The 19,185-nt window shown below is 63.0% G+C and carries 21 protein-coding genes; 17 read left to right on the forward strand and 4 right to left on the reverse strand.

Going from position 1 to position 19,185, the window contains the following annotated elements:
* The first annotated feature begins 35 nt into the window (after positions 1–35).
* From clpS to RA25_RS16445, 5 genes are all read left to right on the forward strand, one after another.
* Complete coding sequence (gene clpS / locus RA25_RS16425; RefSeq protein WP_036762377.1) at positions 36–359, forward strand: ATP-dependent Clp protease adapter ClpS; 324 nt, start codon at positions 36–38, stop codon at positions 357–359.
* Positions 360–371: 12 nt separating this feature from the next.
* Positions 372–1,361 carry a methyltransferase gene (locus tag RA25_RS16430; protein ID WP_039173793.1) on the forward strand — a complete coding sequence of 330 codons (990 nt, stop codon included), beginning with the start codon at positions 372–374 and terminating at the stop codon, positions 1,359–1,361.
* An 85-nt stretch (positions 1,362–1,446) separates the two neighbouring features.
* On the forward strand, positions 1,447–2,250 hold the full coding sequence (locus RA25_RS16435; protein WP_019297174.1) for an SDR family NAD(P)-dependent oxidoreductase: 804 nt from the start codon (positions 1,447–1,449) through the stop codon (positions 2,248–2,250).
* A 24-nt stretch (positions 2,251–2,274) separates the two neighbouring features.
* Positions 2,275–3,156: an oxygen-dependent coproporphyrinogen oxidase gene (gene hemF / locus RA25_RS16440; protein WP_446720115.1), complete on the forward strand. Its 882-nt coding sequence runs from the start codon at positions 2,275–2,277 to the stop codon at positions 3,154–3,156.
* Positions 3,157–3,335: 179 nt separating this feature from the next.
* Positions 3,336–4,151 (forward strand): glycoside hydrolase family 25 protein, encoded by an 816-nt coding sequence (locus RA25_RS16445; RefSeq protein ID WP_039173795.1) that lies wholly within the window; start codon positions 3,336–3,338, stop codon positions 4,149–4,151.
* A gap of 128 nt (positions 4,152–4,279) precedes the next feature.
* Here the strand turns inward: RA25_RS16445 and hemC are convergent, their stop codons facing one another.
* Complete coding sequence (gene hemC, locus RA25_RS16450) at positions 4,280–5,239, reverse strand: hydroxymethylbilane synthase (RefSeq protein ID WP_039173953.1); 960 nt, start codon at positions 5,237–5,239, stop codon at positions 4,280–4,282.
* A gap of 185 nt (positions 5,240–5,424) precedes the next feature.
* On the opposite strand from hemC, the gene hemE reads away from it, so the two are divergent.
* Both hemE and RA25_RS23040 read left to right on the forward strand, forming a co-directional pair.
* Positions 5,425–6,459, forward strand: coding sequence for a uroporphyrinogen decarboxylase (gene hemE / locus RA25_RS16455; RefSeq protein ID WP_029204907.1), 1,035 nt, complete (start codon positions 5,425–5,427; stop codon positions 6,457–6,459).
* Positions 6,460–6,522: 63 nt separating this feature from the next.
* Positions 6,523–6,690, forward strand: coding sequence for a hypothetical protein (locus RA25_RS23040; protein WP_019297169.1), 168 nt, complete (start codon positions 6,523–6,525; stop codon positions 6,688–6,690).
* 2 nt (positions 6,691–6,692) lie between these two features.
* Here RA25_RS23040 and RA25_RS16465 read toward each other — a convergent pair whose 3' ends face one another.
* Positions 6,693–7,790, reverse strand: a complete 1,098-nt coding sequence (locus RA25_RS16465; RefSeq protein WP_039173797.1) for a CaiB/BaiF CoA transferase family protein — start codon at positions 7,788–7,790, stop codon at positions 6,693–6,695.
* A 47-nt stretch (positions 7,791–7,837) separates the two neighbouring features.
* Positions 7,838–8,698, reverse strand: coding sequence for a helix-turn-helix domain-containing protein (locus RA25_RS16470; RefSeq protein ID WP_036762374.1), 861 nt, complete (start codon positions 8,696–8,698; stop codon positions 7,838–7,840).
* Between the two features lie 104 nt (positions 8,699–8,802).
* Here RA25_RS16470 and pobA point away from each other — a divergent pair, with 104 nt between their 5' ends.
* Positions 8,803–9,984: a 4-hydroxybenzoate 3-monooxygenase gene (pobA, locus tag RA25_RS16475; protein ID WP_052254279.1), complete on the forward strand. Its 1,182-nt coding sequence runs from the start codon at positions 8,803–8,805 to the stop codon at positions 9,982–9,984.
* 147 nt (positions 9,985–10,131) lie between these two features.
* Here the strand turns inward: pobA and RA25_RS16480 are convergent, their stop codons facing one another.
* Entirely contained in the window at positions 10,132–10,806 is a 675-nt protein-coding gene (locus RA25_RS16480) for an NAD(P)-dependent oxidoreductase (protein ID WP_019297165.1), read from the reverse strand.
* A 164-nt stretch (positions 10,807–10,970) separates the two neighbouring features.
* Between RA25_RS16480 and RA25_RS16485 the strand changes: the two genes are divergently transcribed.
* The 9 genes from RA25_RS16485 to RA25_RS16525 all read left to right on the forward strand — a co-directional run bounded on the left by RA25_RS16485 (position 10,971) and on the right by RA25_RS16525 (position 19,161).
* Entirely contained in the window at positions 10,971–11,492 is a 522-nt protein-coding gene (locus RA25_RS16485) for a CoxG family protein (RefSeq protein ID WP_019297164.1), read from the forward strand.
* A gap of 111 nt (positions 11,493–11,603) precedes the next feature.
* Positions 11,604–12,548 (forward strand): ABC transporter ATP-binding protein, encoded by a 945-nt coding sequence (locus RA25_RS16490; RefSeq protein ID WP_039173801.1) that lies wholly within the window; start codon positions 11,604–11,606, stop codon positions 12,546–12,548.
* Complete coding sequence (locus RA25_RS16495; protein WP_019297162.1) at positions 12,545–13,306, forward strand: ABC transporter permease; 762 nt, start codon at positions 12,545–12,547, stop codon at positions 13,304–13,306. The genes RA25_RS16490 and RA25_RS16495 overlap by 4 nt, the downstream gene beginning before the upstream one ends.
* 239 nt (positions 13,307–13,545) lie before the next feature.
* Complete coding sequence (locus RA25_RS16500; RefSeq protein ID WP_029204905.1) at positions 13,546–14,343, forward strand: S49 family peptidase; 798 nt, start codon at positions 13,546–13,548, stop codon at positions 14,341–14,343.
* The gene (locus tag RA25_RS22780; RefSeq protein WP_152610542.1) at positions 14,315–14,518 is read left to right on the forward strand and encodes a hypothetical protein; all 204 of its coding nucleotides are present in this window, start codon (positions 14,315–14,317) and stop codon (positions 14,516–14,518) included. The genes RA25_RS16500 and RA25_RS22780 overlap by 29 nt, the downstream gene beginning before the upstream one ends.
* Positions 14,515–15,477, forward strand: coding sequence for a calcium/sodium antiporter (locus tag RA25_RS16510; RefSeq protein ID WP_019297159.1), 963 nt, complete (start codon positions 14,515–14,517; stop codon positions 15,475–15,477). The genes RA25_RS22780 and RA25_RS16510 overlap by 4 nt, the downstream gene beginning before the upstream one ends.
* A 33-nt stretch (positions 15,478–15,510) precedes the next feature.
* Positions 15,511–16,287 carry an SDR family oxidoreductase gene (locus RA25_RS16515; protein WP_039173804.1) on the forward strand — a complete coding sequence of 259 codons (777 nt, stop codon included), beginning with the start codon at positions 15,511–15,513 and terminating at the stop codon, positions 16,285–16,287.
* Between the two features lie 299 nt (positions 16,288–16,586).
* Positions 16,587–18,479 (forward strand): excinuclease ABC subunit UvrC, encoded by a 1,893-nt coding sequence (gene uvrC / locus RA25_RS16520; protein WP_193747988.1) that lies wholly within the window; start codon positions 16,587–16,589, stop codon positions 18,477–18,479.
* 70 nt (positions 18,480–18,549) lie between these two features.
* On the forward strand, positions 18,550–19,161 hold the full coding sequence (locus RA25_RS16525; RefSeq protein ID WP_039173806.1) for a DUF922 domain-containing protein: 612 nt from the start codon (positions 18,550–18,552) through the stop codon (positions 19,159–19,161).
* Positions 19,162–19,185: the final 24 nt, after the last annotated feature.

The following is a 19,185-nucleotide window of genomic DNA, read 5'->3' on the forward strand; positions in this document are numbered from 1 at the left end:
ACTGGATCAAATTGCTCATGCCGCTGCAGCCCTTGATGATGACTGATCATTCAGACGACGACACGGAATCCGGCGTCCTCACCAAGACACGGCCCAAGACCAAGCGCCCGCCGCGCTACAAGGTGTTGCTGCTGAATGACGACTACACCCCGATGGAATTCGTGGTGATGGTGCTGGAACGCTTCTTTGGCATGACCCATGCACAGGCGTTTGAAATCATGCTGACGGTGCACAAGAAGGGCGTTGCGGTGGTCGGTGTGTTCAGCCATGAGGTGGCGGAAACCAAGGTCGGCCAGGTGATGGATTTCGCCCGCCGCCACCAGCACCCGCTGCAGTGCACCATGGAAAAAGAAGAATAAAGAGGCCCTTAGATGTCTGTACGCTTGTCACTGGCCGCCCAATCGGGCGGCTTTGCTGTTCCGCCTGAGGGCCGCATCGCCGTCTTCCATCCGCGCAGCGAGCATGATCTGTCGGCCCTGCCCAAGGATCAGGTCTTGGTCATCCAGCCGTTCCGCCCGGACCATGATCACTTCGCCGCCCAAGGCTACGCCTGCGCCCCGTCTCTGGAGGCAGGCGCGGACTATGCCGCTGCCGTCGTCTTCCTGCCGCGGGCCAAGGCGCTGGCCCGGATGCTGGTGGCGCAGGCTGCTGCCGCGACCCATGGTCAGGTGCTGATCGACGGCGCCAAGACCGAAGGCATTGATTCGCTCCTGAAGGACCTGCGCAAGCGCTGCACACCCTCGGCGCCGGTCTCCAAGGCGCATGGCAAGATTTTCTGGATCGAGGGCGGCACTGATCTGTCCGATTGGCTGCCCGATGGCCCGCAGCAGGTTGAGGGCTTCATCACCGCCCCCGGCGTGTTCTCCGCAGATGGCATCGACCCGGCCTCCCGGATGCTGGCTGCAGCCCTGCCGCAAAAGCTGGGCCGCTGCGTCGCCGACCTGGGGGCGGGCTGGGGCTATCTCTCAGCGCAGGTGCTGAAGCGCGAGGGCGTCGAGGAACTTCATCTGGTGGAGGCAGACCATGCCGCGCTGGCCTGCGCCCGCCTGAATGCCGCCGATCCGCGGGCGCATTTCCATTGGTCTGACGCCCGCAGCTGGAAGGCGCCGGGCGTGGTGAACACCGTGGTGATGAACCCGCCGTTCCACACCGGCCGCGCGGCAGAACCGTCGCTGGGGCAGGCCTTCATCGGCGCCGCGGCCTCCATGCTGGCCGCCAGCGGCAGCCTGTGGATGGTGGCAAACCGGCACCTGCCCTATGAGACTGCACTGGCCGAACGGTTCGCCCAGGTACGCGAGGAGGGTGGCGACAACCGCTTCAAGATCCTGCATGCGGCCAAGCCGAAGCGCGGGCGCAAGTAACCGCGGACCCGGCGCAATGGCGGTTTCCAAACCGGCAGGCGCGGTCTAACGTGCAGGCCAAATGCTATAGGGGAGTACCCTTTTCATGTCCTTTTCCATTTCCGGCAAAACCGCCATTGTGACCGGCGCCGCCAGCGGCATCGGCCTTGCGATCGGCAAGCAGTTTGCCGATGCCGGCGCCAATGTGATGTTTGCCGATACGCATGAGGCTCAGCTGGTCGATGAACTGGGGGAACAGGCCGACGAGAGCAACATCCGCTATTTTGCCGGCGATCTGCGCGAGCGTCTGACCATTGCCAACCTGCTGTCAGCCACCATTGACGCCTTTGACGATATCGACATTCTGGTCAATGGCGCCCGCCAGGTTGTGGCAACCGATGCGCTGGACCCGCAGGATGAAACCCTTGATCAGCTTTTGAACCAAAGCCTGCTGCCGTCGGTGCGCCTGTCGCAGCAGGTGGCAAAACGGATGATCAAGCAGGGGGAGGAACGCGAGGGTGACGGCCCGTTGGGCAGCATCATCAACCTTTCTTCCATCGCCGCCCGCCGCACCCACCCGGAGCTGATGGCCTATTCCGTGGCCTCTGCCGCACTGGATCAGGCAACCCGCTCCCTGGCTGTAGCGCTGGCGCCGCACCGGATCCGCGTGAACTCCATCGCCTTCGGGTCCGTGATGAGCGCCTCGATGCAGGCGACACTCAAGGAAAACCGCAGCTTCCGGCAGGATATCGAGGCGCACACCCCGTTGGGCCGGGTCGCCTCTCCCACCGAACTCACCCAGACCGCCCAGTATCTCGCCTCCGACGCCTCCGGCTTCATGACCGGGCAGGTGCTGACACTGGACGGCGGCCGTACTTTGCTGGACCCGGTGTCCGCGCCGATGCACTGATTGGAAAGACCTGTGACTGCTGAAATGAAAGACGAGAAGGCCCAGGCGGCTGCCTGGTTCCGGGAATTGCGCGACCAGATCGTTGCGGCCTTTGAGGCGCTGGAGGACACCCACAGCGAAGGCCCGTTCGCGGATATGGAGCCGGGCCGGTTCGAGGTGACGGAAACCAAGCGGACCTCGGACGACGGTTCCGACGCCGGCGGCGGGCTGATGAGCGTGATGCGCGGCGGACGGGTGTTCGAGAAGGTCGGCGTCAACATCTCTGAGGTCTACGGTATCCTGGGCGAACGCGCCCAAGCCGCGATGGCGGCGCGCAAGGGCATTCCGGGCATGAGGGACGACCCTAGGTTCTGGGCCTCCGGCATCTCGCTGGTCGCCCATATGCGCAATCCGCATGTGCCCGCCGTGCACATGAACACCCGCATGTTCTGGACCCCGCACGCCTGGTGGTTCGGCGGCGGCTCGGACCTGAACCCTTGCATCGAATACGCAGAAGACACAGCGCATTTTCATGGAGCCCAGAAACAGCATTTAGACCCGCACGGCGCAGAGCTCTACCCGCGGCTCAAAGAATGGGCGGATGAGTATTTCTACATCCCCCACCGCAAGCGCGCCCGCGGGGTGGGCGGCATCTTCATGGATGACCAGAACTCTGGTGACTGGGCCGCGGATTTTGCCCTGACCCGGGACATCGGCCGCGCCTTCCTGCCGGCCTTCGTGCCGCTGGTCGAAAAGCGCCGGGTGCAGGACTTTGACGAGGCGGACAAGGACGCCCAGCTGATCCACCGCGGCCTCTATGCGGAATACAACCTTGTTTATGACCGCGGGACCAAGTTCGGTCTGGAAACCGGCCATGACGCCAACGCGGTTCTGATGAGCCTGCCGCCTCTGGCCAAATGGGTCTGAACCGCAGGCAGCCCTGAAGCTGACAACGCGCTGCTTAAAAGCGGCGCGATTTTTCTTGCGGCGGATTTACGCTGATCCGAACCCTTTGGGGCGCGACATTGCGCCGCCCTGCGCTAAGATGAAACGCAACAGGCAAAGAAAAGAGCAGCATTCACACAGCGAGGCAGGGAGCACATCACATGCGCAGACTGGTTCTTGGGGCATTGGCACTGGCATTGGCGGCGGGCTGCGGCGGGCCGCCGGAGAGGGACACCAGCACCCCGGCAGTCACCCGCACCGAACCGGCCAATTCGCGGCTTGCCGGGCTCTCTACCTATCCCCGCTTCGGCGACCGCGACCCGCATGACTGGGAAGGGCGCAAACCCTGGTCCTACCCGGTGCACGGCATCGACGTCTCGCGCTATCAGGGTACCATCGACTGGAACAAGGTGCGCCGCTCAGGCGTGTCCTTTGCCTATATCAAGGCAACCGAAGGCGGCGACCACACAGACGCCAAGTTCCGCGAAAACTGGCGCGGCGCGCGTGCCGCGGGGCTGAAACGCGGCGCCTACCACTATTACTACTTCTGCCGCCCGGCAGCGGAGCAGGCGCGCTGGTTCATCCGCAATGTGCCCAAGGACGCAAACGCGCTGCCGCCGGTGCTGGACATGGAGTGGAACCACCGCTCCCGCACCTGCACCACCCGGCCAGGCGGTGCCAAAGTGCGGGCGGAGGCGCGCAAGTTCCTGAACATCCTGGAACGCCACTACGGCAAGCGCCCGGTTGTCTACACCACGGTGGATTTCTACCGCGACACCGGCATCGGCAGTCTTGGCGGCACCGAGTTCTGGCTGCGCTCCGTCGCGGGCCACCCGCAAAAGGTCTACCCGGGCAAGGCCTGGAGCTTCTGGCAGTATTCTGGCACTGGCGAGGTGCCCGGGATTGCGGGCGACGTCGATCTCAACACCTTCCGCGGCAGCCCCGAAAGCTGGCTGAGGTGGTCCGGGCAGATCTGACGCCGGGCAGGGGGCTTTGCCCCCTCGCGCCCTGGGCGCTCACCCCCTGGATATTTTCAGCCGGATGAAGAGCGGATCCTTAATTCATCTGGCCCCAATTACCCCGGAGCGCGAGGCAGCGCCTCGCTTCAGGCCTTCCAGTCGAAGAAGCCCTTGCCGGCCTTCTCCAGCAGCTTGGCCGCCATCTCCCGGCCCAGCTCCGCACCGTCCTCGACTGCACAGGTCTGGTCGTCACTGATCGCCTCCGACCCGTCCGGCCGCAGCACCTCGCCGCGCAGGTGCAGGGTGGTGCCGTCCAGCTCCGCCAGCCCCGCAATCGGCGTCTCGCAGGAACCATCAAGCGCGGCCAGAAAGGCGCGCTCCGCCGCCAGCCGCTGACCCGTCTCATGGTCATGGATCGCCGCCAGCATGTCGCCTGCGCGGCTGTCATCCGAACGCCGCTCGATGCCGATGGCGCCCTGCGCCACCGCGGGCAGCATGTCGCTGGTCTCAATCGCGGTGGCAGGCACATCGTCCATCGCCAGACGGTTCAGGCCCGCCATCGCCAGGAAGGTGCACTCCGCCACGCCCTCGGACAGTTTGCGCAGGCGGGTCTGCACATTGCCGCGGAACTCCACCACCTTCAGGTCCGGGCGGCGATTGAGCAGCTGCGCCCGGCGGCGCAGCGATGAGGTGCCGACCACCGCGCCCTCCGCCAGATCATGCAAGGACTTCAGCGCAGGGGAAATAAACGCATCCCGCACGTCCTCGCGCGGCAGATAGGTGTCCAGCGCCAGCCCCTCCGGCTGCGCGACCGGCATGTCCTTCATCGAATGCACCGCGATGTCGATGGCACCCGACAACAGGTCCTCTTCGATCTCCTTGGTGAACAGCCCCTTGCCGCCCAATTCCTTCAGCGGCTTGTCCGCTGCAATCAGCGCCTGATTGTCGCCGGTGGTCTTGATCACCACGATCTCGAACGCCTCCAGCGGCAGATCAAAGGCCGCGGCCAGGCGCGCGCGGGTCTCATACGCCTGGGCCAGCGCCAGCGGCGATCCGCGGGTGCCAATCTTCAGGGGCGAAGCGGGGGAGGGCAGGGTCAGTGTCATGCAGAAAGCCATAAATCAGTTTGCATCCCGGAGGAAACCGGTTTTTGCGCATCTCCCACGGGCCGGGCGCGCGGGCCTTGACATAGGACAAGGCGCAACCGCGCCGGGCGCGGCACATCGCCCCTGCTCTTGACATTCCGCCTCTCAGGCATGACCTCAGGAGCCAGCTGACAAAGAGGATGACCATGGCCGGACAAAAGAAGCTGCTGCGCGCATTGGCGGGTGAGAAACAGGATGTGCCGCCGATCTGGATGATGCGCCAGGCGGGCCGCTACCTGCCGGAATACCGCGCCACGCGGGCTGAGGCCGGGGATTTCCTGTCGCTCTGCTACAATTCCGATCTGGCTGCCGAAGTAACGCTGCAGCCGATCCGCCGCTACGGCTTTGATGCGGCGATCCTGTTTGCCGACATCCTGCTGATCCCGCAGGCGCTAGGCGCCGACCTGTGGTTCGTGACCGGCGAAGGCCCGCGGCTGTCGACCATCACCACCGAGGCGGATTTTGCCAAGCTGGGTCCGGCCTCCGACATCCACGAGACGCTGAACCCGATTTACGAAACCATTCGCATCCTGTCGCGCGAGCTGCCGTCCGAAACGACGCTGATTGGCTTTGCCGGCGCACCTTGGACCGTAGCAACCTACATGATCGCTGGCCGCGGCACCCCGGACCAGGGGCCCGCCCACGCCTTGCGTGAAGAAAACACCGCCCTGTTCGAAGCACTTCTGGCGCGCATTACCGAGGCGACCATCGACTACCTCTCCAAGCAGATCGAGGCCGGCGCCGAAGTGGTCAAGATATTCGACAGCTGGGCCGGCTCGCTGAAGGGCGAGGCGTTCCGGAAATACGCGCTGGAACCCTGCCGCCAGATCACCGCAGCGCTGAAGGAGCGCCACCCGGGCATCCCCGTTATCGGTTTCCCGCGCGAAGCGGGTGAAAAATACGTGGGTTTTGCCAAGGCGACCGGCGTCGACTGCGTGGCGCTCGACAATGCGGTTGATCCGGCCTGGGCTGCCGCCAATCTGCAGGTGGACGGCTGCGTGCAGGGCAACCTCGCCTCCCGCCACATGGTGACCGGCGGGCAGGAACTGGTGGACGAGACCCGCCGCATCGTCGAGGCCTTCAGGAACGGCCCGCACATCTTCAACCTGGGCCACGGCATCACCCCGGATGCCAATCCGGACAACGTGCAGCTGATGATCGACACCGTCCGCAACGGCTGATCTTGTGTTAGCCTGAAAGATGCGGCAATAGCCGCATCTTCGGATACATCCAGAGGTCTCACGATGGACTACAGCAGAATGGGCGGCGCCCGCATGGGCAGCAACAAGCCCCGCCACGCGGAACATAACGCCAAGGGCACCAAGAAGAACCCTTTTGGCAAGCAGGCGGACAAGACCGAACTGCTCAAGCGGATGAAAGCTGCGGCTGAAAAGGCCAAGAAAGAAGACTGACCCTACGTCCGGGCCAGTTCTGCCAGGATTTTCTCCGTGTGCTGGCCGCGCCGGGGGATCTCCGGCGGTGTCCATTCCGGCTGGCTGGAAAACCGCGGGGCAGGGGCGGCTTGCAGCACACCGTCTGCCTCCACCCAGGTGCCGCGTGCATTCATCGGATGCGCCATTGCCTCCTCCGGGTTCAGCACCGGGGCCACACAGGCATCTGACCCCTCGAACAGCGCCGCCCAATGATCACGCGGCTGGCTGGCAAAGAGTCCGGCCAGGCGGCCGGTCAGCGTGGGCCAAAGCACCTTGTTGAACTGCTGCTGGAACTCGGGATCCTTCGACAGCCCCAGCTGCTCCAGAAACAGCGCATAGAACTTCGGCTCCAGGCATTGCACGGAAACATAGCCGCCATCGGCACAGGCATAGGTGCGGCACCAATGCGGCCCGTCTAGCAGGTTTGCTCCACGTGTGACGCCAAAGTTCCCGGCCTGGCGGATGCTCATCAGCAGGTTCATCATATGGGCTGACCCGTCATAGATCGCGGCATCCACCACGCAGCCCTCGCCGGTGGATTTAGCCTTGAGAAGACCTGCCAGCATGCCCGCCACCAGATACATCGCGCCGCCGCCGATATCCCCCACCAGCGTGGCAGGTGTCAGCGGCGCATCGCCGGGGTTCGAGGCGTACCACAGCGCGCCGGACAGCGAGATGTAATTGAGGTCATGTCCCGCTGCATGGGCCTGCGGGCTGTCCTGGCCCCAGCCCGTCATCCGGCCATAGACCAGGCCTGGGTTCACTGCATGGCACTCTGCCGGCCCGAGCCCCAGCCGCTCCATCACGCCAGGACGGAAACCCTCGATCAGCCCATGTGCGTTTTTGGCAAGTTTCAGGAATGTTTTGGCGCCGTCCGGGTCCTTCAGGTCCAGCATTACCGACCGCTTGCCGCGGTCCAGCAGCGAGGTTTCAGGCATTCCCGGTGCACGGGCCGGTGTACGGGCGGTGTACGGCCGGTGCACGCAGATAACCTCCGCCCCGAGGTCCGCCAGTGTCATCGCGGCAAAAGGGCCAGGACCCAGCCCTTCAACTTCCAGAATGCGGATCCCTTGCAGCATATGGTGCCCCTGTTTGCGGTGTTCGGTTCCGGCCAGTCTGCGGCGGCTCAGGCGTTTCGGGCAAGCTGCTGGCGGAATTTCCGTGGCGGCATTCCGGTACCATTGGCAAAGACCCGGCTGAAATGGGCGGGATCGTTGAAGCCCAGCTCATAGGCGATCTGCGCGGCGGTCAGGTTTGTGTAGATCAGCAGCCGCCGCGCTTCGCGCAGAACGCGGGCCTTGATCAGCGCAGAGGCGGACTGCCCGGTTGCCTGATGGGCAATGCGATTGAGATGGGTGGCGGAAACGGCCAGTTCGCCGGCATAATCCGCAAGCGTGCGGCGCTGGCGGAAATCGCGCTCCACCAGTGCCTCAAAGCGTGCAAATAAGGGGCTGGCCAGCGAATGTGACGCTGCATCCTGATCGTCGGCAATGGCGCGCGCCGCCGCAGCGGTGAGTGAAAGCGCCAGCCCGCGCAGCATCTGGGCGTGGCCAAAGTCCCGGCAGCCGTATTCACGGTAGAGCTGTTCTGCAAGGTTTTGCAATCCGGCAGGCAGCGGCAGCACAGCGGGCAGGTCCAGCCGCGCGCGTAGCCCCTCACTTGGAAACAGGTTCTGATCCAGGAACTCAGAAGCGAGGGTCATGACCCAGCCTGAGGTGCAGGGGCCAAAACTGAAGCCATGCACCACGCCGCGGGGCACATTGACCAGGCAAGGCGGGGCAAGGGAATGGCTGATTCCGTCAATTTCAGCCCTGCCGCCGCCTTCGCTCAGAAGCAAAAGCTGATGCAGCCGCGCGTGACGGTGCGGCCGCAATTCCCAGTCGTGCAGCTCTGAACGGGCTCGGATCGTCTCAATATGCAGCACATCGGCCAGTTCGGCTGTTTCGCCGAACAAGTTGTAGCTATCTATCCGAGGTTTGGGCGTCATGTTCGAAATGTACAGGAAATGACGCGCTTGGTCCATTCGCAAGCCTGGGCGGCCATCGCATAATCTTTGGTGCACGAATGCAAAAAGCAAACAGGGGAATGCGCATGTCCACGCATCAGACGCAGGTTGTCATCATTGGCGGCGGGCCTTCGGGGCTGCTGCTGTCGCAGCTCTTGCACTGCAAGGGGATCGGCTCGATCGTGCTGGAAAAGCATACCCGGGAGCATGTGCTGGGCCGCATCCGGGCAGGGGTGCTGGAGCATGGTTTCGTCAACCTCATGCGCGAGGCGGGCTGCGGCGCCCGCATGGACCGCGAGGGGGAGATCCACGAAGGTTTTCTCATCGCCCATCAGGGACAGTTGGACCGCATCGACCTGGCAGGCCGCACCGGCGGCGACACGGTGGTGGTCTACGGCCAGACTGAAGTGACCCGTGACCTGTATGAAGCGCGGGACGCAATGGGCGGCGCGGTCATTCACGAGGCGCAGAATGTGCAGCCGCAGGCCCTGACCGAAGCGCGCCCCTTTGTGACTTGGGAGCAGAATGGAGAGGCGCAGCGGGCAGAGTGCGATTTCATCGTTGGCGCCGACGGGTTCCACGGAGTCAGCCGCAAGTCGATCCCGTCTGATGTGCTGAAGGAATATGAGAAGGTCTACCCCTTTGGCTGGCTGGGGGTACTGTCAGAGACACCGCCAGTGGCCGAAGAGCTGATTTATGCACGGCATGAGCGCGGTTTTGCCCTCTGCTCGCTGCGCAGCCGGGTGCTGAGCCGCTATTACATCCAGGTGCCGCTGACCGACCGCGTGGAGGATTGGAGCGATGCGGCGTTCTGGGAGGAGTTGAAGCGGCGGCTGCCCGCGGACGTGGCGGCGGGCCTGCAGACCGGCCCGTCGATCGAGAAATCCATCGCGCCGCTGCGCAGCTTTGTGGCTGAGCCGATGCGCTATGGCAATTTGTTCCTGGCAGGCGACGCGGCCCATATCGTGCCGCCCACCGGTGCCAAGGGGCTGAACCTGGCGGCGTCAGACATCCACTATCTCTACCACGGTTTCCTGGATCACTACCTGAAGGGCGACAGTACCGGGCTGGACGCCTATTCGGAAAAGGCGCTGGCGCGGGTTTGGAAGGCGGAGCGGTTCAGCTGGTGGATGACCAACCTGCTGCACAGGGCGCCGGAGGGGTCGGAGACCGACCTGAGGCTGCAAAGGGCGGAACTGGATTACCTGTTTTCCTCAGATGCAGCACAGGTCTCGCTGGCTGAGAACTATGTGGGGCTTCCTTACTGACTGCTGTGGAGGACTCGCTTTACTACTTGAAAGCAGGGGCTCCCGTGCCTTGTCAGTGCATCAAAGATGCCCGGCCAAGCCTTGGGTCTGGCGCCGCGCAGAAGCGCGGCGCGGCAGCGAGCCTTGCGCGCTGCCCAAGGTCCGGCGTCAGCCGGCCGCCAGGGCAGGGGCGGGAGCGCCCCAGGCGACCGTCAGCTTCCGGCTGCTTCCGCGCGGAGCCTCAGCTAGATCCAGCAACGCTGCGCCGAAATCTGCAAAGGAGATTTGCGAGTTGCCCTCAGCATCCGTGACCAGCGTGTCAGTTCCAAAGCGGTAGCTGCCGGTCTGCGGCCCTTCTGCCAGCATCGCGGGCGGGCGGAGGCAGGTCCATTGCGCTTCGGTCTCTGCGTCCAGCAGGGCGTCCTGTGCGGCGCAGGCCTCGGCGATTGGGCGGACGCCATCGGGCAGGAAACCCGGTGCAGTCAGCACCGTATGGCCGCTGCCATCTGCCAGCTTCAGCGTCGCGGCGCCGCCGGTTACCAGTGCGGGGATGCCTGCCTGCCGTGCAGCAGCCAGTGCGGTGCGGGTCAACGGTACCAGATCTGCCTCGCGTCCTGCAGACGGGCGCAGGGCGCTGATCACCAGGTCATGCCCCTTGGCAGCTGCGGCCGCAGCGTCAGGGTCTTTCAGCAGATCCAATGCAAACGGTGTGACATTCGGGCTGATGGCGGCCAGCGCCTGCGGCTGGCGCGCCACTGCGGTCACGTGGTGGCCACGGGATACTGCCGCTTTCAAGGCTGCGCTGCCTACGTCGCCGGTGGCACCGAAAAGAATGATTTTCATGACGCTCTCCTGGTTGTCTTGATGTCGAGATATATAGTCACAAATCTTGACGTCAAGATAAAACTGCCCGGCTGGGTGCTTATGGCCGCCGCGGGCTTGGCAGGGCGGGGCAGGGCGGCTAGGTCTGAAGGGAACCGCAACGGAGCGCCAGGGAGGCCCAGCCTATGCAGATGAGTGACCAGAAAGAGATCGCCGCCGATCCGGCAACTGTCTATACAGCGCTGCTGACGCCGGAGGTGCTGCAGGCCTGCGTGCCCGGTGCGCAGGAGGTGACCGGCACGCCGGAAGACGGCTTTGAGGCCACGGTCACCCAGAAGGTCGGGCCGGTCAAAGCCACTTTCAAGGGACAGGTCACGCTGTCGGATCTGATTGAAAACGAAAAACTGACCATTTCCGGCGAAGGCAAAGGCGGCGCGGCTGGATTTGCCAAGGGCGGTGCTGTCGTGACTTTGGCGCCGTCTGAAACCGGCACGCTGTTGTCTTATGACGTTGAAGCTAAGGTCGGCGGCAAGCTGGCGCAGCTGGGCAGCCGGATCATTGACGGCTTTGCCAAAAAGATGGCGGATCAGTTCTTTGCCAATCTTCAGGCGCATCTGGCGCCGGAAGATGAAAACCAGGATGGCGATGCACCGGAAGAGGGTGAGGAAAAGAAGGGCTGGTTCAGCAAGGTGACAGGCCGCGGCTAACCCCTGCACTGGCGCACAGTTCATTCTGCGGCGTGATCCTGCGGGCAGGGCTGGCAGGCGCGGCAAACCGCCGCTAGGGTGGCCGGGATTTGAGACCATCCCGGAGGCACCATGGCGGCGATCCTGTCTATCCGCGATCTGCGCAAAACATACGATGGCGGTTTCCAGGCGCTGAAAGGCGTTTCTCTGGAAATTGAAGAGGGTGAAATCCTTGCCCTGCTCGGCCCCAATGGTGCGGGCAAGACCACGCTGATTTCAACTATTTGCGGCATTACCACCGCGACCTCCGGGGTTGTCAGTGTGGGCGGGTTCGACAATGTCGGCCAGTTCCGGCAGGCGCGTGCCCTGATCGGTCTGGTGCCGCAGGAAATCACGCTGGAGCCCTTCACCAAGGTTCTGGATACTGTCACGTTTTCCCGAGGCCTGTTCGGCAAGCCTGCCGATCCCGCGCTGGTGGAGGAGGTCTTGCGCAAACTGTCGCTGTGGGAGAAGCGGGACAGCCGGATCATGGACCTGTCGGGGGGCATGAAGCGGCGGGTGCTGATTGCCAAGGCGCTGGCGCATGAGCCGCGCATCCTGTTCCTGGATGAGCCGACCGCGGGCGTTGACGTCGAGCTGCGCAAGGACATGTGGGAGATCGTCCGGGAACTGAAGGCGGACGGGGTCACCATCATCCTGACCACCCACTACATCGAGGAAGCCGAAGCGATTGCCGACCGGGTCGGTGTGATCACCGGCGGCGAGCTGCTGCTGGTCGAGGAAAAGGAGCAGCTGATGGCCCGAATGGGGCAGAAACAGCTGGAGGTGCAGCTGACTGCACCGGTCAAAGCAATCCCCGCGGCGCTGGCGCAGCACAATCTGCAGATCGTCAACGGCGGTGATGCCTTGCTTTATACCTATGACACCCGGGCGGAGCGCACCGGTATCACCACGCTTTTGAACGACGTGGCGGAGGCAGGGCTGGTGCTGGCGGATGTGCAGACCCGCGAATCCAGTCTGGAAGATATCTTTGTCGGCCTGGTTTCGGCTGGCGCGGCGTCGGAGGATGCAGCATGAACTGGACAGCAGTAGCCACCATCTACAAGGCGGAAATGGCGCGGTTCTGGCGCACTTTTCTGCAAAGCTTTATTTCGCCTGTTCTGTCCACCTCGCTCTATTTCGTGGTGTTCGGCAGCGCCATCGGCAGCCGCATCCAGGAGGTTGACGGGGTCGAATACGGCGCCTTCATCGTGCCGGGGCTGGTGATGCTGTCGGTGATCACGCAGAGCATCTCCAACGCATCTTTCGGGATCTACTTCCCGAAATTCATCGGCAATATCTATGAGATCCTGTCGGCGCCGATCAACTTCCTGGAAGTGGTTGCGGGGTTTGTCGGCGCGGCGGCGACTAAGTCGCTGTTTATCGGCACGGTGATCCTCTGCACGGCCTCGCTGTTTGTGGATCTTTCGGTCCAGCATCCGCTGGCGATGGTGGCGTTTCTGGTGCTGACCTGCCTCAGCTTCTCACTGATGGGGTTCATTATTGGAATCTGGGCCGGGAATTTCGAACAGCTGCAGCTGGTGCCGCTCCTGGTGGTGACACCGCTGGTGTTCCTGGGCGGGTCATTCTACTCGATCTCTATGCTGCCGCCGGTCTGGCAGACGATCACCTTGTTCAACCCTGTAGTCTACCTGGTCTCCGGCTTCCGCTGGGCCTTTTTCGGCCAGGCGGATGTGCCTGTGCTGCTGAGCCTTTGCGCCATTGGAGGGTTTACTCTCGCTTGCGTGGGCGTGATCTGGTGGATCTTCAAAACGGGCTGGCGCATCCGCGCGTGACCCGGCGCTGATGCACGATGTTGCGCCTGCAGCCAGTTCCGAGCGTTAGCACGGTGCTGGCTCCGCGGGAGGCAACAGCTGCAAGCCGCTGACCTTAGTGGCTGGCAAGCAGCCGTGCTCTTTGCCGTGCGCAAACCAGCGTTGCAATTATGCCCGCGACTGTGCGGTTTTTGCATTTCACGCCAATTCCCAAGACCGCGCACCTTGTTTCACCCCGGGCGGCCCTCTACATCGGCGCCATGAGATTTCACCTGCCTTTCCTGAAAAGACAGCCGCTGGTGGCAGTGGTTCGCCTCAATGGCGCTATCGGAATGCCCGGGCGCGGCTCCCTGAGCGATGCAGCACTGGCCCCGGTATTGGAGCGTGCCTTCCGCAAGGGCAAGCCCGCCGCCGTGGCGCTGGAGATTAATTCGCCCGGAGGCTCGCCGGTGCAAAGCTCGCTGATCGGCGCCCGCATCCGGCGGCTGTCGGAAGAGCTGGAAGTGCCGGTCTATGCCTTTGTCGAAGATGTTGCCGCCTCTGGCGGCTATTGGCTGGCGGCGGCCGCGGATGAAATCTGGGCCGACGCTAGTTCCGTTCTGGGTTCAGTCGGGGTTATCTCTGCTGGATTTGGGGCGCATGTGCTGCTGGCCCGCCAAGGGGTGGAGCGGCGGGTTTATACCGCGGGTGAGAGCAAATCGATGCTGGACCCGTTCCGCCCGGAAAACCCTGAGGATGTGAAGCGCCTCAAGGTGATCCTGAACGACATCCACGCCAATTTTATCGACCACGTCACCGAGCGCCGCGGCTCCAAGCTGCACAGCGAAGAGAGCCTGTTCACCGGCGAAATCTGGCTGGCGCGCCGGGCCGAGGAACTGGGGCTGATCGACGGCATCGGCCACTTGAAGCCCAAAATGCAGGAACGGTTTGGCGAGAAGGTCCGTTTCCGCCGCTATGGCCTGAAGAAACCGCTGCTGAGCCGCTTTGGCATGCAGGTCGCGCAGGATGCGCTGGCCGGGATCGAGGAGCGTGCCGAATACGCGCGTTTCGGTCTCTGACGTGCTGTTCAAGATCGTTGCAATCTTTCTGGTGGTGATGGCTGTGCTGGCGATGTTCGGCAAGCTGCGGTTTCCCGGCCAGAAGCAAATAAATTCCAGGCGCTGCCCGTCCTGCGGCCGCTTCAAGATCGGCAAGGGGCCGTGCGCCTGTAAGAAGGGGGATCGTGGCAAATGATGCCATGGCTGTATTCGGCGCTTGGTTTGGTCATCCTGCTGCTGGCGGGAGACGCGCTGGTGCGTGGTGCGGTGAACCTCAGCCTGCGGCTGGGGGTTCCTGCGCTGATTGTCAGCCTGACCATCGTCGCCTTCGGCACTTCGGCACCGGAGCTGCTGATCGCCATCAGTGCCGTGCATGAGGGTGCTGACGGCATCGCAATGGGCAATGTGGTGGGCTCCAACACTGCCAATATCCTGCTGGTGCTGGGCATACCGGCCCTCATGCGTGCATTGCACACCAGCGAATGCAGCACACGCAAGAACTATATCTTCATGCTCGGCGCGTCGGTGCTGTTCATCGGCCTGGCCTTTTGCGGCACTTTCACCATCTGGTCCGGCCTGATCCTGCTGGCCGCGCTGTCCGTGGTGCTGGGTATCGCCTTCCGCGAGGCGCGCAACCACCGCCGTAACGGCAAAGGCAATGGCTGCGCCGCTGATGCGGATCTGGAAGAGATCGAGGAAGCCGACCCTGACATGCCCTATTGGCGTGTCTGTATCTACCTGCTGCTGGGACTGATCGGCCTGCCGCTGGGCGCGGACTTGCTGGTGGACAATGCCAGCATCATTGCGCGCACCTACGGCATCAGCGAAACGGTCATCGGCCTGACGCTGGTGGCGGTCGGCACCTCGCTGCCGGAGCTGGCCACCACTGTGATGGCGGCGCTGCGCCGCCAGGCGGATGTGGCGCTGGGCAATGTGATCGGCTCCAACATGTTCAACCTGCTGGCCATCATAGGCATCGCCACCTTTGTTGGCCCGATCAGCGTGGATCCGGAGTTCCTGCAGTTCGATCTGTGGGTGATGCTGGGGGCCTCGCTGCTGCTGATCCCCTTTGTCTTTTTCAAACAGGACATCACCCGGATTTGGGGTGTAATTCTGACTGCGCTTTATCTGGCTTATATGGCCGTCCTGTTTTAACTGTTTCTCTGCATTTTCAGCAGGGAGGCACAGATGCGGGCATTGGTGACCGGAGCGGGCAGGCGGCTGGGGCGTGCCATGGCTTTGGAGCTTGCGGCGCAAGGATACGATGTCGCTATCCACTATGCCTCTTCAGCTGATGAGGCTCAGGATACGGTCAATCATATCCGTGCAAAGGGCTGCCAGGCGGTCGCGTTGCAGGCGGACCTGCTGGAAGAGTACCAAGCCCAGGCGCTGCTGCCGCGGGCAGCGGACGCGCTGGGCGGTCCGGTTACCTGCCTGATCAACAATGCCTCCGTGTTCGAGCATGACACACTGGCCACGGCCACCCGCGGCAGCTGGGACCGGCATCTGGACAGCAATTTGCGGGCGCCGTTTGTGCTGCTGCAAGCGATGGCAGCGCAGGACGTTCCGGTTGACTTGGATGCTGCCGGCGAGCCGCGAGCCTGGGGCCTGGCAGTCAATATGATCGACCAGCGGGTGCGCAAGCTGACACCTGAATTCATGAGCTACACCCTGGCCAAATCAGCGCTGTGGACGCTGACGCAGACGGCGGCGCAGGCGCTGGCTCCGCGGATCCGCGTCAACGCCATCGGTCCAGGCCCGACCCTGCAAGGGCCGCGGCAGAGCGCGGAGCAATTCGACCGCCAGCGTAAGGCCACTATTTTGCAGCGCGGCGCGGATGCGGGGGATGTTACCGCGGCTCTTAGCTATTTGCTGCAGGCAAAGGCCGTGACGGGCCAGATGATCTGCGTCGACGGCGGTCAGCACCTGGGCTGGCAGACCCCGGACAGCGACGGTCTTGAGTGACGCAAACGCCGGGAAAACCGTCCCTTTCGCTGCAAGTTTTGCACCGGTTCACCTGCCGTCACGGAAGCGTTACAAAAGTGCCTTTCTTTTCAAAACCTTGACAGGCGGCGTGAAAAATTTTGCGTTAAATCAGCACTTTAACAGGGCGCCTAAAATTTAGGCATTTGTCCAAAACCGCTCTGAAATAAGAGAAAAGGCGGGATAGCCCAAAGATATCTCCGCAGTTATCCACAGCTTCCGTGGATTTCCCCGCTCTTGATCCTGGCACGCAAACATTGCAGCCATCGCCGGGGAATCATATGTCTTGGCGCATGACTGACCAGCCTTCCGAAACTGCCCCGGATTCGCCTGTCCGCACCGGCTATGCCGTGATTCAGGATTATGTGAAAACTCTGGACGCATCGCCCGGCGTCTACCGGATGCTGGATGCGGACAGCCGGGTGCTTTATGTCGGCAAGGCGCGCAATTTGAAGGCGCGGGTGTCGAACTACACCCGTCCCGGCAACAGTCCGCGGATCGAGCGGATGATCGCTCTGACTGCCTCGATGATGTTTCTGACCACCCGGACGGAAACCGAGGCGTTGCTGCTGGAACAAAACCTGATCAAGCAGCTGAAGCCCAAGTACAACGTGCTGCTGCGCGACGACAAAAGTTTCCCCAATATCCTGGTGGCCAAGGATCATGCTTTTCCGCAGATCAAGAAGCACCGCGGCGCCCGCAAGCAGAAGGGCAGCTATTTCGGCCCCTTCGCCAGCGCAGGCGCGGTGAACCGGACGCTCAACCAGCTGCAAAAGGCGTTCCTGTTGCGCAACTGCTCGGATTCGATGTTCGAGACCCGCACGCGGCCCTGCCTGCAGTACCAGATCAAGCGCTGCACAGCGCCCTGCACCGGGCTGATCAGCGAGGAGGATTATGCCGCCAGCGTGCGTGACGCCGAACGGTTCCTGTCCGGCCGCTCCACCAAGGTGCAGGAGGAACTGGCCGAGCAGATGATGGCCGCATCCGAGGCGATGGAGTTCGAGCGCGCCGCCGCGCTGCGCGACCGGATCAAGGCGCTGACCCAGGTGCAGACTTCGCAGGGTATCAACCCGCGCGGGGTGGCGGAGGCGGATGTGATCGGCCTGCACATGGATGGCGGCCAGGCCTGCGTGCAGGTTTTCTTCATCCGTGCCAATCAGAACTGGGGCAACCAGGATTTCTACCCGCGGGTGGATGCGGACAACAGCCCGGCAGAGATCATGGAAGCCTTCCTCGGCCAGTTTTACAGCAACAAGGAGCCGCCGCGGCAGCTGATCCTGTCCGACGGCATCGAAAACGCTGACCTGATGGAGGCTGCGCTGAGCGAGAAGGCAGAGCGCAAGGTCGAGCTGCTGGTGCCCCAGCGCGGCGAAAAGACCGAGCTGGTCGCCTTTGCGGTGCGCAACGCGCGCGAAAGCCTGGCCCGCCGTATGGCCGAAAGCGCGACGCAAGCCAAACTGCTGCGCGGGATTGCCGAAGCCTTTGGGCTGAACGGCCCGCCGCAGCGGATCGAGGTCTACGACAACTCCCATATCCAGGGCACCAATGCCGTGGGCGGCATGATCGTGATGGGGCCGGAGGGCTTCATGAAAAACGCCTACCGCAAGTTCAATATCAGGGGGGACGACCTGGTGCCGGGCGATGACTTCGGCATGATGAAGGAAGTGCTGAACCGCCGCTTCTCGCGCCTTCTGAAAGAAGACCCGGACCGGGAAAAGGGCTTGTGGCCGGACTTGCTGCTGATCGATGGCGGCGCCGGGCAGGTCTCTGCCGTGGCAGAGATTATGGAGGCGCACGGGGTTCAGGACATCCCCATGGTCGGCGTCGCCAAGGGTGTGGATCGCGACCACGGCAAGGAAGAGTTTTACCGCCCCGGCGAGAGCGCCTTTGCCCTGCAGCGCAATGACCCGGTGCTCTATTTCGTCCAGCGGATGCGGGACGAGGCGCACCGGTTTGCGATTGGCACCCACCGCGCCAAACGCGCCAAGGCGGTCAGTGCCACGCCATTGGATGAGGTCCCTGGTGTCGGCGCCTCGCGCAAGCGGGCGCTGCTGGCGCATTTCGGCAGCGCCAAGGCCGTGAGCCGCGCCAATCTGGCCGACCTCAAGGCCGTGGATGGGATCTCCGAAGCGCTGGCTGAACGGATCTATGACCACTTCCATGCGCAGGGGTAGGCTGCTGATTTTGGGCTGAGAGGCAATCGTGCTAAGTCTGAAGGGCAGCCCTTAACTGCCCGGAGGAATTATGCCTGTCTCCCTGACCGTGAAAAACGTTGTCTATGACACCTATTCGGTGTCCGGAAAAACGCTGCCGGACATTGCCAAGAGCATCAAGAAAAGCGGCCCCAAAGACCCTAACGACAACAAGAAGGTGGCCTTTCTGACCACCACGGAACTGGAATGCCTGACGGCCAAGGGCAAATATGTGGCTGACGGCAAACCCAAGGTCGACAAGAAAACCGGCTGGTTCGAGGTGACGGCCAAGGTCTCAGCGCTGAAACTGATCCTGCACACAACGGTCAAATGCCCCAAACGCTCTGTCAGCGGGTTGTCGCCGCGGGCGCTGATCGAATGGTACCGCTTCTATGCTTGCTGCCTGGTGCATGAGGCGGAACATGTGAGCAAGGCCAAGAAGGAATGCGAGAAGATTGCCAAGGAATTGAACAAGCTCAAGGGTACCGGGCTGGCGGATACTGAAGCGGATGCGCTGAAGATGGCACAGGAAGACCTGATGCGGGTGATCAACATTCACATATTCGACGACCGCGACCGTCTGAACGAGATGCACCGGAAATTCGACCGGTCCAGCCATCACGGCGAAAAGAAGGGGGCGCTGCTGGATACTTCGGTGGGGTGAAGAGGACGCGCCCCTCGTGCAAAC

It is taken from the genome of Leisingera sp. ANG-S5 (assembly GCF_000813925.1).
Taxonomy (GTDB): Bacteria; Pseudomonadota; Alphaproteobacteria; order Rhodobacterales; family Rhodobacteraceae; genus Leisingera.